This window comes from Pseudomonas sp. EU05-FHT14B02 (assembly GCF_058791055.1).
Genome location: NZ_JBYTDD010000003.1, coordinates 328,752 through 341,720 on the forward strand (window position 1 = coordinate 328,752; position 12,969 = coordinate 341,720).

Annotated in this window: 12 protein-coding genes, 1 tRNA gene and 1 pseudogene; 12 read left to right on the plus strand and 2 right to left on the minus strand. The window is 59.9% G+C overall.

Features of this window, described 5'->3' with window-relative positions; all coding sequences use genetic code 11:
- The first annotated feature begins 16 nt into the window (after positions 1-16).
- From AC3WTM_RS05275 to pyrF, 7 genes are all read left to right on the plus strand, one after another.
- Positions 17-460, plus strand: a complete 444-nt coding sequence (locus AC3WTM_RS05275) for a hotdog fold thioesterase (protein WP_102669931.1) — start codon at positions 17-19, stop codon at positions 458-460.
- 113 nt (positions 461-573) lie between these two features.
- Positions 574-1,380 (plus strand): alpha/beta fold hydrolase, encoded by an 807-nt coding sequence (locus AC3WTM_RS05280; RefSeq protein WP_102669930.1) that lies wholly within the window; start codon positions 574-576, stop codon positions 1,378-1,380.
- The gene (locus AC3WTM_RS05285; RefSeq protein ID WP_102669929.1) at positions 1,377-2,231 is read left to right on the plus strand and encodes an alpha/beta hydrolase; all 855 of its coding nucleotides are present in this window, start codon (positions 1,377-1,379) and stop codon (positions 2,229-2,231) included. The genes AC3WTM_RS05280 and AC3WTM_RS05285 overlap by 4 nt, the downstream gene beginning before the upstream one ends.
- Positions 2,232-2,281: 50 nt before the next feature.
- The gene (locus tag AC3WTM_RS05290) at positions 2,282-2,941 is read left to right on the plus strand and encodes a glutathione S-transferase family protein (protein ID WP_090457264.1); all 660 of its coding nucleotides are present in this window, start codon (positions 2,282-2,284) and stop codon (positions 2,939-2,941) included.
- Positions 2,942-2,949: 8 nt separating this feature from the next.
- The gene (locus AC3WTM_RS05295; protein WP_102669928.1) at positions 2,950-3,756 is read left to right on the plus strand and encodes a DUF4892 domain-containing protein; all 807 of its coding nucleotides are present in this window, start codon (positions 2,950-2,952) and stop codon (positions 3,754-3,756) included.
- 68 nt (positions 3,757-3,824) lie between these two features.
- Positions 3,825-4,880, plus strand: a complete 1,056-nt coding sequence (locus AC3WTM_RS05300) for an AI-2E family transporter (RefSeq protein WP_102669927.1) — start codon at positions 3,825-3,827, stop codon at positions 4,878-4,880.
- 213 nt (positions 4,881-5,093) lie between these two features.
- Positions 5,094-5,792 (plus strand): orotidine-5'-phosphate decarboxylase, encoded by a 699-nt coding sequence (pyrF, locus tag AC3WTM_RS05305; RefSeq protein WP_173677935.1) that lies wholly within the window; start codon positions 5,094-5,096, stop codon positions 5,790-5,792.
- A gap of 131 nt (positions 5,793-5,923) precedes the next feature.
- On the opposite strand, the gene AC3WTM_RS05310 is transcribed toward pyrF, so the two are convergent.
- A complete protein-coding gene (locus AC3WTM_RS05310) occupies positions 5,924-6,928 on the minus strand; it encodes an NADP-dependent oxidoreductase (RefSeq protein WP_102669925.1) in 1,005 nt (334 codons plus the stop codon).
- Between the two features lie 238 nt (positions 6,929-7,166).
- On the opposite strand from AC3WTM_RS05310, the gene AC3WTM_RS05315 reads away from it, so the two are divergent.
- From AC3WTM_RS05315 to AC3WTM_RS05330, 4 genes and pseudogenes are all read left to right on the plus strand, one after another.
- Positions 7,167-7,928, plus strand: a complete 762-nt coding sequence (locus AC3WTM_RS05315; RefSeq protein WP_102669924.1) for an SDR family oxidoreductase — start codon at positions 7,167-7,169, stop codon at positions 7,926-7,928.
- A 201-nt stretch (positions 7,929-8,129) separates the two neighbouring features.
- Entirely contained in the window at positions 8,130-9,515 is a 1,386-nt protein-coding gene (locus tag AC3WTM_RS05320) for an aminotransferase-like domain-containing protein (protein WP_102669923.1), read from the plus strand.
- A gap of 987 nt (positions 9,516-10,502) precedes the next feature.
- Positions 10,503-10,727, plus strand: a pseudogene (locus tag AC3WTM_RS05325) (HAMP domain-containing protein); the annotation flags it as partial.
- On the plus strand, positions 10,725-11,588 hold the full coding sequence (locus AC3WTM_RS05330; RefSeq protein ID WP_404940405.1) for a methyl-accepting chemotaxis protein: 864 nt from the start codon (positions 10,725-10,727) through the stop codon (positions 11,586-11,588). The pseudogene AC3WTM_RS05325 and the gene AC3WTM_RS05330, both read left to right, overlap by 3 nt.
- A 162-nt stretch (positions 11,589-11,750) precedes the next feature.
- On the opposite strand, the gene AC3WTM_RS05335 is transcribed toward AC3WTM_RS05330, so the two are convergent.
- Positions 11,751-12,509, minus strand: coding sequence for a hypothetical protein (locus AC3WTM_RS05335; RefSeq protein ID WP_102669921.1), 759 nt, complete (start codon positions 12,507-12,509; stop codon positions 11,751-11,753).
- A gap of 386 nt (positions 12,510-12,895) precedes the next feature.
- Between AC3WTM_RS05335 and AC3WTM_RS05340 the strand changes: the two genes are divergently transcribed.
- Positions 12,896-12,968 (plus strand) — tRNA-Glu (locus AC3WTM_RS05340).
- Position 12,969: the final 1 nt, after the last annotated feature.

Below are 12,969 nucleotides of genomic sequence, written 5' to 3' on the forward strand. Positions count from 1 at the left end.
ACGAGGAAACTCTGCGATGAGCCTGTGGCGCACCACCCCGAACATCGAGCAGTTGAACGCAATCCAGAAAAACACCATCGGCGAAGTGCTGGACATCCGTTTCGAAGCTTTTGACGATGAGTCCCTGACCGCCAGCATGGTCGTCGATCACCGCACCCATCAGCCTTACGGCTTGCTGCATGGCGGTGCCTCGGTGGTGCTGGCCGAATCGGTCGGCTCAATGGCCAGCTACCTGTGCATCGATGCCACCAAATTCTATTGCGTGGGCCTGGAAATCAACGCCAACCATTTGCGCGGCCTGCGCAGCGGACGGGTGACGGCGGTGGCCAAGCCGATTCACATCGGCCGCACGACCCATGTCTGGGATATTCGGTTGACCAGCGATGAGGGCAAGGCCAGCTGTGTATCGCGACTGACCATGGCAGTGGTGCCCTTGGGTGAGAATCCGCCGGCGCGTTGAACCAAAACCATAGCTTTGACCAGACTGTCATCATTCCTGTCAGTTACGGTCATTGCTGTAGGACGCGGTCTTGCGGACAATCTACGCCTGTTCTCGCTCATGGATTTGCAGGTATGTCGCAACAGATCTTTTTCGCCCACGCCAATGGTTTTCCTTCGGGGACCTACGGCAAGTTGTTTGCGGCGCTGGCACCCGAGTTTCAGGTGACGCATCTGGAGCAGCACGCCCACGACCCGCGTTTCCCGGCGGACGACAATTGGTACAACCTGGTGGATGAGCTGATCCATCACCTGCAACAACAGGCCGAACCCGTGTGGGGCGTCGGTCACTCCTTCGGTGGCGTGTTGCACCTGCATGCGGCCTTGCGTTGCCCCGAGTTGTATCGCGGGGTCGTGATGCTCGACTCGCCAGTGCTGACCCGGACCGATCAATGGGTCATACGGGCGGCCAAACGCTTTGGTTTCATCGACCGCTTGACCCCGGCCGGGCGCACCTTGGGCCGCCGTGAAGAATTCGCCGACCTGGAAAGCGCCCGGAAGTATTTCGCCGGAAAAACCCTGTTTCGTGGCTTCGACCCGGAATGTTTCGATGCCTACCTGCAACACGGCTTGCATCAGGTCGGCGACAAGTTGCGCCTGCGGTTCGACCCTGCCACGGAAATCAGCATCTATCGCGGTGTGCCGCACACCAGCCCGGGCAGCACCCGGCAGTTGCAAGTGCCGCTGGCGGTGGTACGCGGGCACAACAGCCGCGTGGTGATGCGCCATCACGCCAGTTCGGTCGACCGCCTGCCACTGGGCGAGTCCTTGACCATGCCTGGCGGCCACATGTTTCCGCTCGAACGTCCCCTTGATACCGCTGACATGCTCAAAGGCCTGTTCTGCCGTTGGGGCGGCCGTCGACAACAGGATTGCGCATGAACCACGTCGTCGAAGAGGTCCGCCTGAGCCTGCCGCACATCGAACTGGCGGCGCACCTGTTCGGTCCTGAAGACGGTTTGCCGGTGATTGCCCTGCATGGCTGGCTGGACAACGCCAACAGCTTTGCCCGCCTGGCACCCAAACTCAAAGGCCTGCGCATCATCGCGCTGGACATGGCCGGTCACGGTCATTCCGGGCATCGCCCGCCGGGAGCCGGTTACGCCATGTGGGATTATGCCCACGATGTGCTGCAAGTGGCCGAGCAGCTTGGACTGCGCAGGTTTGCGCTGATGGGGCATTCGATGGGCGCCATTGCTTCGTTGATCATCGCCGGGTCGATGCCCGAGCGGGTCACCCACCTGGCGTTGATCGACGGCATCATTCCTCCTACAGACAAAGGTGAAAACGCTGCCGAGCGCATGGGCATGGCCCTGCAGGCGCAACTGGATCTGCGGGAAAAGCGCAAACCCGTCTACGACACCCTCGACCGAGCCGTCGAAGCGCGTATGAAGGGCCTGGTGGCGGTCAGCCGCGAGGCTGCAGAACTGCTGGCGCAGCGTGGCCTGATGCCGGTGCCGGGCGGTTACACCTGGCGCACCGACAATCGCCTTACGCTGCCATCGCCGCTGCGCCTTACTACCGAACAGGCCATGGCCTTCGTCCAGCGGGTCAAGTGTCCTGCAACACTGGTGGTTGCCGCCGACGGCATGCTCGCCAAACACCCAGAGTTGCTGGAGCGTCTACCCTTTAGCCGGGAACAGCTGCCAGGCGGCCACCATTTGCACCTCAATGATGAGTCTGGTGCCGATCTTGTCGCAGGCTGTTTCAATCGGTTTTTCGCCATTCCTTGACTTGCGCCGGGCAACTGTCGAGGCTTGGCGGGTTGAAAAGGGAGACAACCATGATAGATCTCTACACCGCTGCGACCCCGAATGGCCACAAGGTCTCTATCGTGCTCGAGGAACTCGGCCTGCCCTACACGGTGCATGCCTTGAGTTTTGACAAAAAGGAGCAGAAGTCCGCGGACTTCCTCAAGATCAACCCCAATGGCCGGATTCCGGCGATTGTCGACCGCGCCAATGGCGATTTCGCCGTGTTCGAGTCAGGCGCCATCCTGATTTACCTCGCTGAACAGACCGGCAAACTGATGCCGTCGGACCCGAAGGGGCGTTCGCTGGTGTTGCAGTGGCTGATGTTCCAGATGGGGGGCATCGGCCCGATGCAGGGCCAGGCCAACGTGTTCTTCCGCTACTTTCCGGAAAAGCTCCAGGGTGCCATCGACCGGTATCAGCATGAAACCCGTCGCCTCTACGAAGTGCTCGACACGCGGTTGCAAAGCGTGGAGTTCCTCGCCGATCAGTACAGCATTGCCGATATTGCTACCTTTCCCTGGGTGCGCGGCTACGAGTGGTCGGGTGTCTCAGTGGAGGGCTTGACGGCGTTGCAACGGTGGATGGCAACCATGGAGGACCGGCCGGCGGTGCAGCGTGGCCTGCAAGTACCGAAACGCGCCGATGAAGCCAGTATTATCAAGGGCGCCCAGGCCATGCTGATCCGATGAGTCTATCCATGCGTTCATTCAGTTTGCTGGTGCTGTGCAGTTTCAGTCCCTTGTTATTCGCCGCCGATGTTCCGGGCAGTCAGGACCTGCCGATAGTGCCGCGCATGGTCGACGCCCAGATTGTCGACTATCGCCCCGCTGCCGAACTGGAGCGGATCTACCCGTTGGGCTCGATCCGTAAAATCAGTGGCCAGTTACGATTCGACGGCCAGGTCAGTGCCCGCGGCAACGTCACTTCGGTGACCTACGAAATACCCTCGGAGCATTCATCCATCGAGGCGTTCACCGCTGCCCGCGAGGCTTTGCAACAGCAGGACGCCGGGTTGCTCTTCTGGTGCCAGGCGCGTGATTGCGGTGAAAGCAGCCTCTGGGCCAACCAGGTCTTTGGCAACGCCAAGCTGTATGGTGCCGACGATCAGCAAGCCTATTTGTTGCTGCGACTTGCCGCTCCAAGGGACAACACGCTCGTTGCGCTGTACAGCATCACCCGAGGTAATCGCAAAGCCTACCTGCATGTCGAACAGTTCGAGGCTTCGACACCGCTGGGCGAGTTGTTACCGACCTCCGCGACCTTGCTGCGTGAACTCAAGAGCACCGGCGAACTCGATTTTGCCACGTTGAACAGCGCACCTGACGAGACCTGGCTCCGTTTGATTTCTCGCGGACTGAATCTGGATACCACCTTGCGGGTCAGCATTTCCGGAGCGAACGCCGAAGCCTGGCGTCAGGCCCTGATTGGCCAGGGCGTGCGTGCCGCGCGGATGGAAACCGGCAGTGTCGAAGGCTCTGGCCTGCACATCGAGCTATTGCGCTAGGCTGTACCGGGCGAGCGCGTACGTCGCGTTCGCCTACTCTTTTGCTGACTGACTTTTCGAGACTTTTGATGATCAATAACGATCGCCTGTTGGTGCAGATCCTGCTCGTGGCGTTGTTCGGCGCGAGCTTCTGGGTGATGGCGCCGTTCTGGTCGGCGATGTTCTGGGGCGCGGTCCTGGCGTTTGCCAGTTGGCCGCTGATGCGCTTGCTGACCCGTTGGCTCAATGGCCGCGAGTCGCTGGCGGCGGCATTGCTGACGCTGGGCTGGATGGTGTTGGTAGCGGCACCCTTGGTGTGGCTGGGTTTCAACCTTGCCGATCATGTGCGCGATGCCACGGCATTCATCAAGGATGCACAGGTTGAGGGACTTCCCGAAGCGCCGCTGTGGCTGGGTTCGATTCCCCTGGTGGGCGGGCGGCTGATGGGGATCTGGAACAGCATCGATGAGCAGGGCGCGGCGATGATGGTGTCGCTCAAGCCTTATCTGGGGCAGGTGGGTAACTGGTTGCTGGCGCGCAGCGCGCAGATCGGCGGCGGTATTCTCGAACTGACCCTGAGCGTCGTCTTCGTGTTCTTTTTCTATCGTGACGGGCCGCGCCTGGCGGCATTTGTACACACACTGCTGGAGCGACTGATCGGTCAACGGGCCGGCTACTACATTGAACTGGTGGCAGGCACGGTACAGCGGGTGGTGAACGGCGTGATCGGCACTGCGGCGGCCCAGGCGATCCTGGCACTGATCGGGTTCCTGATTGCCGGCGTACCGGGTGCGCTGGTGCTTGGCATCGTGACGTTCATGCTCAGCCTGATCCCGATGGGCCCGCCGCTGGTGTGGATTCCGGCGACCGCGTGGCTGGTCTGGAAAGGCGAGTACGGGATGGCCATATTCCTCGGGATCTGGGGCACATTCATCATCAGCGGTGTCGACAACGTGCTCAAACCGTACTTGATCAGCCGTGGCGGCAACCTGCCGCTGGTCATTGTGCTGCTTGGGGTGTTTGGCGGGCTGATTGCCTTTGGTTTTATCGGCCTGTTCATCGGCCCGACATTGCTGGCGGTGGCCTACAGCCTGTTGATCGACTGGAGCACGACCCAGGCACGAGGTGAAGATCGCCGGCCCTGAGGCGGGAAGTGCTGTTGCAGGGACCCGTTGCGGTTGCCGAGGGTAACGGGTCAGGGTGTTGCGGGCGTGTCGTGTGTGTATCGAACTCGACACAATGGCCCCAAGGGCTAGTCTTGCCTGAGTCGTCGCGACGATTTACCGATCATCGGGTCCCGCAGCGGCGCTGGTTCCGCTACAATGCGCGCCGATTTCGACTTGCCTGAGAGCCCACTCATGTCCGCCTGCCAGACTCCCATCATCGTCGCCCTGGATTTCCCTACCCGTGACGCCGCACTGAAGCTGGCCGATCAGTTGGACCCGAAGCTGTGCCGGGTCAAAGTCGGCAAGGAACTGTTCACCAGCTGCGCCTCGGAAATCGTCGGCACCCTGCGCGACAAGGGTTTCGAAGTGTTCCTGGACCTCAAGTTCCACGACATCCCGAACACCACCGCGATGGCCGTCAAGGCGGCTGCGGAAATGGGCGTGTGGATGGTTAACGTGCATTGCTCCGGCGGCCTGCGCATGATGGCTGCGTGCCGTGAAGTGCTGGATCAGCGCACCGGTCCTAAACCACTGCTGATCGGCGTGACCGTGTTGACCAGCATGGAGCGTGAAGACCTGGCGGGCATCGGCCTGGACATCGAGCCCCAGGAGCAGGTGTTGCGCCTGGCCGCCCTGGCGGAAAAAGCCGGGATGGACGGCCTTGTGTGCTCGGCCCTCGAAGCCCAGGCACTGAAAACGGCGCATCCGTCGCTGCAACTGGTGACTCCGGGGATTCGTCCGGCGGGCAGCGCCCAGGACGATCAGCGCCGCATTCTGACGCCACGTCAGGCGCTGGATGCCGGTTCCGACTATCTGGTGATCGGCCGTCCGATCAGCCAGGCGGCGGATCCAGCCAAGGCATTGGCGTCGGTCGTGGCTGAACTGGCTTAAACAACGCTAAACCTGTAGGAGCGAGCTTGCTCGCGATGGGGGAGGATCAGTGACATCAATGTTGCCTGACACTCCGCTATCGCGAGCAAGCTCGCTCCCACAGTGGTTTTTGGGTGAGTTCAAATATCGGGTTAGACCTTTAACACCAGCTTCCCGAAGTTCTCGCCGCTGAACAATTTCATCAGCGTCTCCGGGAAAGTCTCCAGTCCTTCGACAATATCTTCCTTGCTCTTGAGTTGCCCCTTGGCCATCCAGCCGGCCATTTCCTGGGCGGCGCTGGCGTATTGGGCGGCGTAGTCCATCACCACAAAACCTTCCATGCGCGCGCGGTTGACCAGCAGTGACAGGTAATTGGCCGGTCCCTTGACCGCTTCCTTGTTGTTGTACTGGCTGATGGCACCGCAAATCACCACCCGCGCCTTCATGTTCAGGCGGCTCAACACCGCGTCGAGAATGTCGCCACCCACGTTATCGAAATACACGTCGACGCCCTTCGGGCACTCGCGTTTGAGGCCGGCGAGGACATCTTCGCTCTTGTAATCGATAGCGCCATCGAAACCCAGTTCTTCGATCAGGAACTTGCACTTGTCGGCGCCACCGGCAATGCCAACCACCCGGCACCCTTTGATCTTGGCGATCTGCCCGGCAATGCTGCCCACGGCGCCCGCCGCGCCCGACAGCACCACGGTGTCACCGGCCTTCGGAGCGCCGACGTCGAGCAGAGCGAAGTACGCCGTCATCCCGGTCATGCCCAACGCGGATAAGTAACGTGGCAGCGGTGCCAGTTTCGGATCGACCTTGTAGAAGCCTCGCGGTTCGCCGAGGAAGAAGTCCTGCACACCCAGGGCGCCGTTGACGTAATCCCCGACCGCGAACCCTGGGTTGTTCGACGCAATGACTTTGCCCACACCCAAGGCGCGCATGACTTCGCCGAGCCCGACCGGCGGGATGTAGGACTTGCCCTCGTTCATCCATCCACGCATGGCCGGATCCAGGGACAGGTATTGGTTTTCGACCAGTATCTGACCCGCCGCCGGCTCGCCGACCGGTACTTCCTGGTAGGTGAATGTCTCGCGGGTCGCCGCGCCAACCGGACGTTTGGCGAGCAGGAATTGGCGATTGGTCTGGGAGGTCATGGCAGGCACTCAAGTTGAATGAAGCTTTGTTGATAGCCGGTCAGCGACGATGCTGCAAGTTCGGCTGATGCGGCGAATGCAGGTTGATCCAATGCAGTGATAGTTGGTACGGCGGTTCCATCACTGCAACTCATGGGCGCCCAACCGGAGCCTTGATAGTGCTGCCGTGTTCAAGACCTCCATGGCTAGACTGGTCCTACGCGATTCCCCGCATTCTTCTTTTCGAGGACACAACAAAATGAGCATGACGTTTTCCGGCCAGGTGGTCGTGGTGACAGGCGGGGCGGCCGGTATTGGCCGCGCGACCGCCCAGGCATTTGCCGCCGAGGGCCTGAAGGTAATAGTTGCCGATATGGACGTGGCAGGCGGCGAGGGGACGGTGGCGCTGATTCGTACTGGTGGTGGCGAAGCGACCTTCGTGCGCTGCAACGTTACTCTGGAAAGCGATGTAAAAAATCTGATGGAGGAGGTGATCAATTCTTACGGTCGTCTCGACTATGCCTTCAACAATGCCGGCATCGAAATCGAGAAGGGCAAGTTGGCCGAAGGTACGCTCGACGAGTTCGACGCGATCATGGGCGTCAACGTCAAAGGTGTCTGGCTGTGCATGAAATACCAGTTGCCGCTGCTGCTGGCGCAAGGGGGCGGCGCGATCGTCAATACGGCATCGGTGGCCGGCCTTGGGGCGGCGCCGAAAATGAGCATCTACGCAGCCTCTAAACATGCGGTGATCGGCCTGACCAAGTCGGCGGCCATCGAATATGCCAAGAAGAAAATCCGGGTCAACGCCGTGTGTCCGGCGGTGATCGACACGGATATGTTCCGCCGCGCTTATGAAGCAGACCCGAAAAAAGGCGAGTTCGCCAACGCCATGCATCCGGTCGGTCGCATCGGCAAGGTCGAAGAGATCGCCAGCGCGGTGCTGTACCTGTGCAGCGATGGCGCGGCATTCACCACGGGGCATTCATTGGCCGTGGACGGTGGCGTTACCGCGTTTTAACACGACACACCAATACCAGACACGCTGCGAACCTGTGGGAGCGAGCAAGCTCGCTCCCACAGGTTTTTTGGTTCCGCTAAAGGCCCAGGCAATGTGTATCAAATGATTAGATCGAATGGTTTTGGCGGCGTTGTCGCACAAGTCTTCGAGCACGCCTGTGATTAACTGCTAATCGCAAAATCAACAGGAGTTTGCTTGCTCATGGAATTGAGAATCGACCGACAGGCGCTGGTGCCCGTCGTACAGCAAATTGTTGACGCGCTGACCTGCTGGCTTCATTCCAGCGGGGTATCACCCGGTACGCGCCTGCCTTCGGTGCGACAGATCGCGCGGATCAATTTGCTCAGTCAGTTAAGCGTCGCTCAGGCTTGTGAACGTCTGGTGACACAGGGAATGCTGGTGTCAGGTCATGGAACCGGCTATGCGGTTGCCGATCCGGCATTGGCCACAGGCACAAAGCACGAGCCGGTGTGGTTCGAGGGGGCGGAGCCCGATCAAGGGACTTTTTCGAGTGAGTTGAGGCTGGGCTGTGGCGGGCTGCCTGAAAGCTGGCGCGAGACAGACGATCTGACTTACGCGATTCGGCAAGTCAGTCGTACCGACACGGCCAGCCTGTTCAACTACAGCACGCCATTGGGTTTGCCAGCCTTGCGACAACAGATCCTCAAGCACCTCAGGCAATTGGATATCCGGGCAAAGGACAACCGGATCATGACCACGGCGGGTGCCAGTCAGGGGCTCGACCTGATTGTGCGGACGCTGTTCAAGGCCGGTGACTGTGTGGTCGTGGAGAGTCCCGGTTATCCGGTGTTGTTCGATCTGCTCAGGCTACACGCCATCCGCATGGTCGAGATACCGCGAACACCGCGTGGGCCGGACGTGGAGGTGCTCGAGTCGGCGCTGGTCAAACACCGGCCCCAAGGGCTGTTCATCAATAGCTTCTATCACAACCCGACGGGCAGCAGCCTTGCACCGGTGGTGGCGCGCCGCGTGCTGCAACTGGCCGGGGCCTTCGGCGTGCAAGTGATCGAAGACGACGTTTATGCGGATTTGCACAGCGGCTCCGGTATGCGACTGGCTGCGCTGGACGACAACGTGATTTACGTGGGCAGCTTTTCCAAGACACTCAGCAGTTCCTTGCGGGTCGGTTTCGTTGTGGCCGGTGCCGAAGTCATTACACGTCTGGCCGAGGTCAAGATGATCAGTGGCATGGGCGCCTCGCGATTTTGCGAATCGGTGCTGGCGTGTCTGTTGGCTAACGGTGCCTATCGCAAACTGGTACAGCGTCAGCGCCAACGCTTGAGCAGCGACCGGCTGGTGGTGCTGCAATTGCTCGAAGATGCCGAGTGGGAAGTTTTCGGCAAGCCGGCGGGAGGCCTGTTCATCTGGGCGCGATCACGAATGTCCGACTACGATCAGCTGCGAACCCAGGCACGGCGCCTGGGTGTATTGCTGTCATCGAAGACCGCCTTCAACCCTTCGGGTGAGGCCAGTGACTGGCAGCGTATCAACGTGACATATGCCTGCGATCCGCGTGCCCGGGCGTTCTTTCAGGCCACTGCCCGGGATCGACCTCAAGCGTTCTGAAAACGACGTTGGCGTAGCTTTTTGCCATTATTCCGGAGCCAGAGCCTTGTGTTGCCACTGGCCCGTTGCGAATCTGCGTCTACAGACTTTGGCAGGGGACTAAGAGCAATGAATTCGGCCGTGCAAGGACGTTTTGCCAACCTAGGTATGGCGAAAAAACTGGGTGTCGGGTTTGTCCTGGTGCTGTTGTTGACTGCGCTGGTGGCGGGCATTGGCGTTTGGTCCCTGCAAACCATCAGCCAGCGCTTCGATGGGCTCAAGCAGATGTCATCGCTCAACAGCGGTTTGCTCAAGGTACGACTACTGGAGCAGGAGTACGCCTTGCACGGCAATCCGAAAACCGTCGATGCCCTGCACGAGGGCGTCGATGGCTTGATCGCCCTGGCCGGCCAGCTCAAGGCTGCGTCTGCGGTCAACGTGCCGGTGATGAATGATGTCGAACAGTCCTTGGGAGCCTATCGCAAGGCCTTCGACGAGTTTGTCTCACTCACCCAGGCCAAGGACCTGGCGTTGGAAATGGCCAGTTGGTCGGTGTCCAGCGTGGCCAATAACCTTGATGTATTGCAATCCGGGCTCGCCGATGACGGCGCCTATACGCTGAAAGACTCCGAAGGCAAGGACGGTTCACAATTCATCGAGCAGGCCAGCCAGGTCAGCCAGGTTTCACGCCTGATGCTGCAAGCCATGAATGAGGCGCGCGTGCGTCTGGATCAAAGCCGCAAAGGCGACGACAGCGCGGGGCAGGGCAAGATCGAACAGGCCAGCCAGGCATTGACCCAGGCCGAGCAGCTCAAGACTACGGTCAAGGACGAGGGTTACCAGACCGTTCTCAATGAGGTGATGGGTCATATCGTCAGTTTCAGTGACAAGCTTGCCGAGTACACCGGCCTGCTGGACCAGGAAAAAACCGTCTATCAACAATTACACCAGCGCGCAGCCCAAGTGGTCGAGCGGGTGGATCAGGCTTATGTCGCGCAAGACCTGGCGATGCAGGCTGAACTGAAAAAGAACTCGCTGCTGATCATTGGCTCTTCCGCCCTGGCCTTGCTGGTTGGGTTGGTTGCCGCGTGGTTCATCACCCGGTTGATTGTGGCACCGCTGCGGCGTGTTATTCAGGTGGCACAGCAGATTGCCTCGGGGGATTTGAGTGCGACCATTGAGGTGACTCGCCGTGACGAAATCGGCCAGTTGATGCAGGCCATGCAACAAATGGGCGCGGGGCTCAGCCATATAGTCAGCGGCTTGCAATCGGGTATCGAGCAGTTGGCGACATCCGCCCAATCGTTGTCGGCGGTGACTGAACAGACCAATCTCGAAGTCAGCACGCAGAAGGAGGAAACCGAACAGGTCGCCACCGCAATGAATCAGATGACGGCTACGGTGCATGACGTCGCGCGTAATGCAGAGGAAGCTGCGCTGGCCGCGCAAACCGCTGATGGCAAGGTTGAAAGTGGTCAGCAGGTGGTGCGCCAGAGCATGGCGCGGATCGAACAGTTGGCGGACTCGGCCACATCGGCCAGTTCGAGCATCGAAAGCCTGAGTGCGGAAATCCAGAACATCGGCACGGTCTTGAGCGTGATCAAAAGCGTGGCGGAGCAAACCAATCTGCTGGCGTTGAACGCGGCGATCGAGGCGGCCCGGGCCGGTGAGCAGGGCAGGGGCTTTGCAGTGGTGGCCGATGAAGTGCGTGCGCTGGCCAAGCGAACCCAACAATCGACCGAGGAAATCGAACGCCTGGTCAGCGCCTTGCGCTCGGCGGCGCAGTCGTCGGTGCAGCAGATCCAGAGCAGTGGCGAGTTGGTGAAGCTGGCGGTCAGCGATGCCTTGCAGACCGAGAGTGCGCTGGGAAGCATTGCGGCGGCTGTGTCGTTGATCCAGCAGATGAACCAGCAGATTGCCGCAGCGGCCGAGGAACAGAGCTCGGTGGCCGAGGAGATCAACCGCAGTGTCACCAGTATTCGCGCCAGTGCCGATCAGTCATCGCTGGCGATGCAGGGCAATGCCGCGTCGAGTATTCAGCTGGCGCAACTGGGGGTTGAACTGAAGGGGATGGTGGGGCATTTCAGGCTTTGAAATGATCTTCGGCCAAGCTAAAAAAGCCACCTCTCGGTTAAAGCTTCCTGTAGGAGCGAGCATGCTCGCGATGGTCGCAAAAGATAACGCGCGTTTACTGGCTGAACGCGGCGCTCTGGAGTCCATCGCGAGCAAGCTCGCTCCTACAGTGTTTTTCGATGATCAGTCGTAGATCGCTTTCTTCTTCCAGTCCGCGTCAACCTCGACGTCCTTGAGGCCTTCGGTCAACTGGTTGACCTCGCCTTCGACCGGCGCGATGCGATCCATGACCTGGTCGTTGGCCCGGGCCAGGAGTTTTTCCAGGTACTCCAGTTGCTCGGCATAGACCTGTGGTTCCTGCTGTTTGCGCAGGTATTGCACGCCACGTTCGAATGCCAGGCGGGCCTGCCCGGGCTGGTTCTGTTGCAGGGAGTGCTGGCCGAGGTTGTTGAAGAACTCGATGTGCAGCAGCACCAGGATGTGGCGCACTTCACGAATCCAGCGCTTGGCTTCGTTGGGGGGCAGGAAGCCGTCCTGTGCCGCGCGGGTAACCTGGCCGTGCAGGGCTTCGAGCAGGAAGCGTACATCTTTGGCCTTGGCTTCAGTCTGGATCGGTGCCGGCGGATTGTTGACCGGGATGGATTCACCCTGGCCGACAAGGGCCTCCAGTTCGGCGATCCGTGCCTTGAGGTTGGCGCTGGATTTTTCCAGGTTAAGCAGGCGCTGGCAGACGTTCAGTTCCAGGCGGGCCAACAGCAGCTTGAGGGCCGGGGTCATCAGCTGGCCGGGGAACGTCTCGGTGATTTCGCCGCAGCGTCGCAGGCGATCGTTGAGCTCAATCTTGGTACGGGCCTTTTCCAGCTTGTTGTTTTCCACCACATGGTTCATGTAGCCAATGGCGATCAACAGTGCGATCCCGGCTACGACTAGCAGGGTGATCATGAGTGGCGTCACCGGTAAGACCTCTTTATAGGTTACGCATGCGAGTTGAGTAGCTTGGCATTTGAGCCCCCCAGTTCCGCACGACGGGTTGGATCGGACATGCTTGTTCTTATATCGGCCGGAGCCCCGCTTCTATGAATGATGGCACTCGATACTCAGATTGCCATCATCGGATGGACTATAACGTCTTGGCGGGTGCCAGAATATAGGCGCCAAACGTCGGGCAGCGGAAAAACCGCAATGGCTCCCAAAAGCAGGGCGAAGTCATTGATTTAAATAAATTTATATCAGGGGGTTGACGACCTCTCAATCCATCCATAGAATGCGCGCCACTTGCAGCGTAAAGCACACAGCGAAACGAAGCAGGGAGTGAATGTTGTACGTGTGTCCCCTTCGTCTAGTGGCCTAGGACACCGCCCTTTCACGGCGGTAACAGGGGTTCGAGTCCCCTAGGGGACGC

Bases quoted from the DNA above. Each gene is read 5' to 3' on its own strand.
- AC3WTM_RS05275 (WP_102669931.1), top strand. From the start codon at position 17: ATGAGCCTGTGGCGCACCACCCCGAACATCGAGCAGTTGAACGCAATC.
- AC3WTM_RS05280 (WP_102669930.1), top strand. From the start codon at position 574: ATGTCGCAACAGATCTTTTTCGCCCACGCCAATGGTTTTCCTTCGGGG.
- AC3WTM_RS05285 (WP_102669929.1), top strand. From the start codon at position 1,377: ATGAACCACGTCGTCGAAGAGGTCCGCCTGAGCCTGCCGCACATCGAA.
- AC3WTM_RS05290 (WP_090457264.1), top strand. From the start codon at position 2,282: ATGATAGATCTCTACACCGCTGCGACCCCGAATGGCCACAAGGTCTCT.
- AC3WTM_RS05295 (WP_102669928.1), top strand. From the start codon at position 2,950: ATGCGTTCATTCAGTTTGCTGGTGCTGTGCAGTTTCAGTCCCTTGTTA.
- AC3WTM_RS05300 (WP_102669927.1), top strand. From the start codon at position 3,825: ATGATCAATAACGATCGCCTGTTGGTGCAGATCCTGCTCGTGGCGTTG.
- pyrF (WP_173677935.1), top strand. From the start codon at position 5,094: ATGTCCGCCTGCCAGACTCCCATCATCGTCGCCCTGGATTTCCCTACC.
- AC3WTM_RS05310 (WP_102669925.1), bottom strand. From the start codon at position 6,928: ATGACCTCCCAGACCAATCGCCAATTCCTGCTCGCCAAACGTCCGGTT.
- AC3WTM_RS05315 (WP_102669924.1), top strand. From the start codon at position 7,167: ATGAGCATGACGTTTTCCGGCCAGGTGGTCGTGGTGACAGGCGGGGCG.
- AC3WTM_RS05320 (WP_102669923.1), top strand. From the start codon at position 8,130: ATGGAATTGAGAATCGACCGACAGGCGCTGGTGCCCGTCGTACAGCAA.
- AC3WTM_RS05330 (WP_404940405.1), top strand. From the start codon at position 10,725: ATGGGCGCGGGGCTCAGCCATATAGTCAGCGGCTTGCAATCGGGTATC.
- AC3WTM_RS05335 (WP_102669921.1), bottom strand. From the start codon at position 12,509: ATGATCACCCTGCTAGTCGTAGCCGGGATCGCACTGTTGATCGCCATT.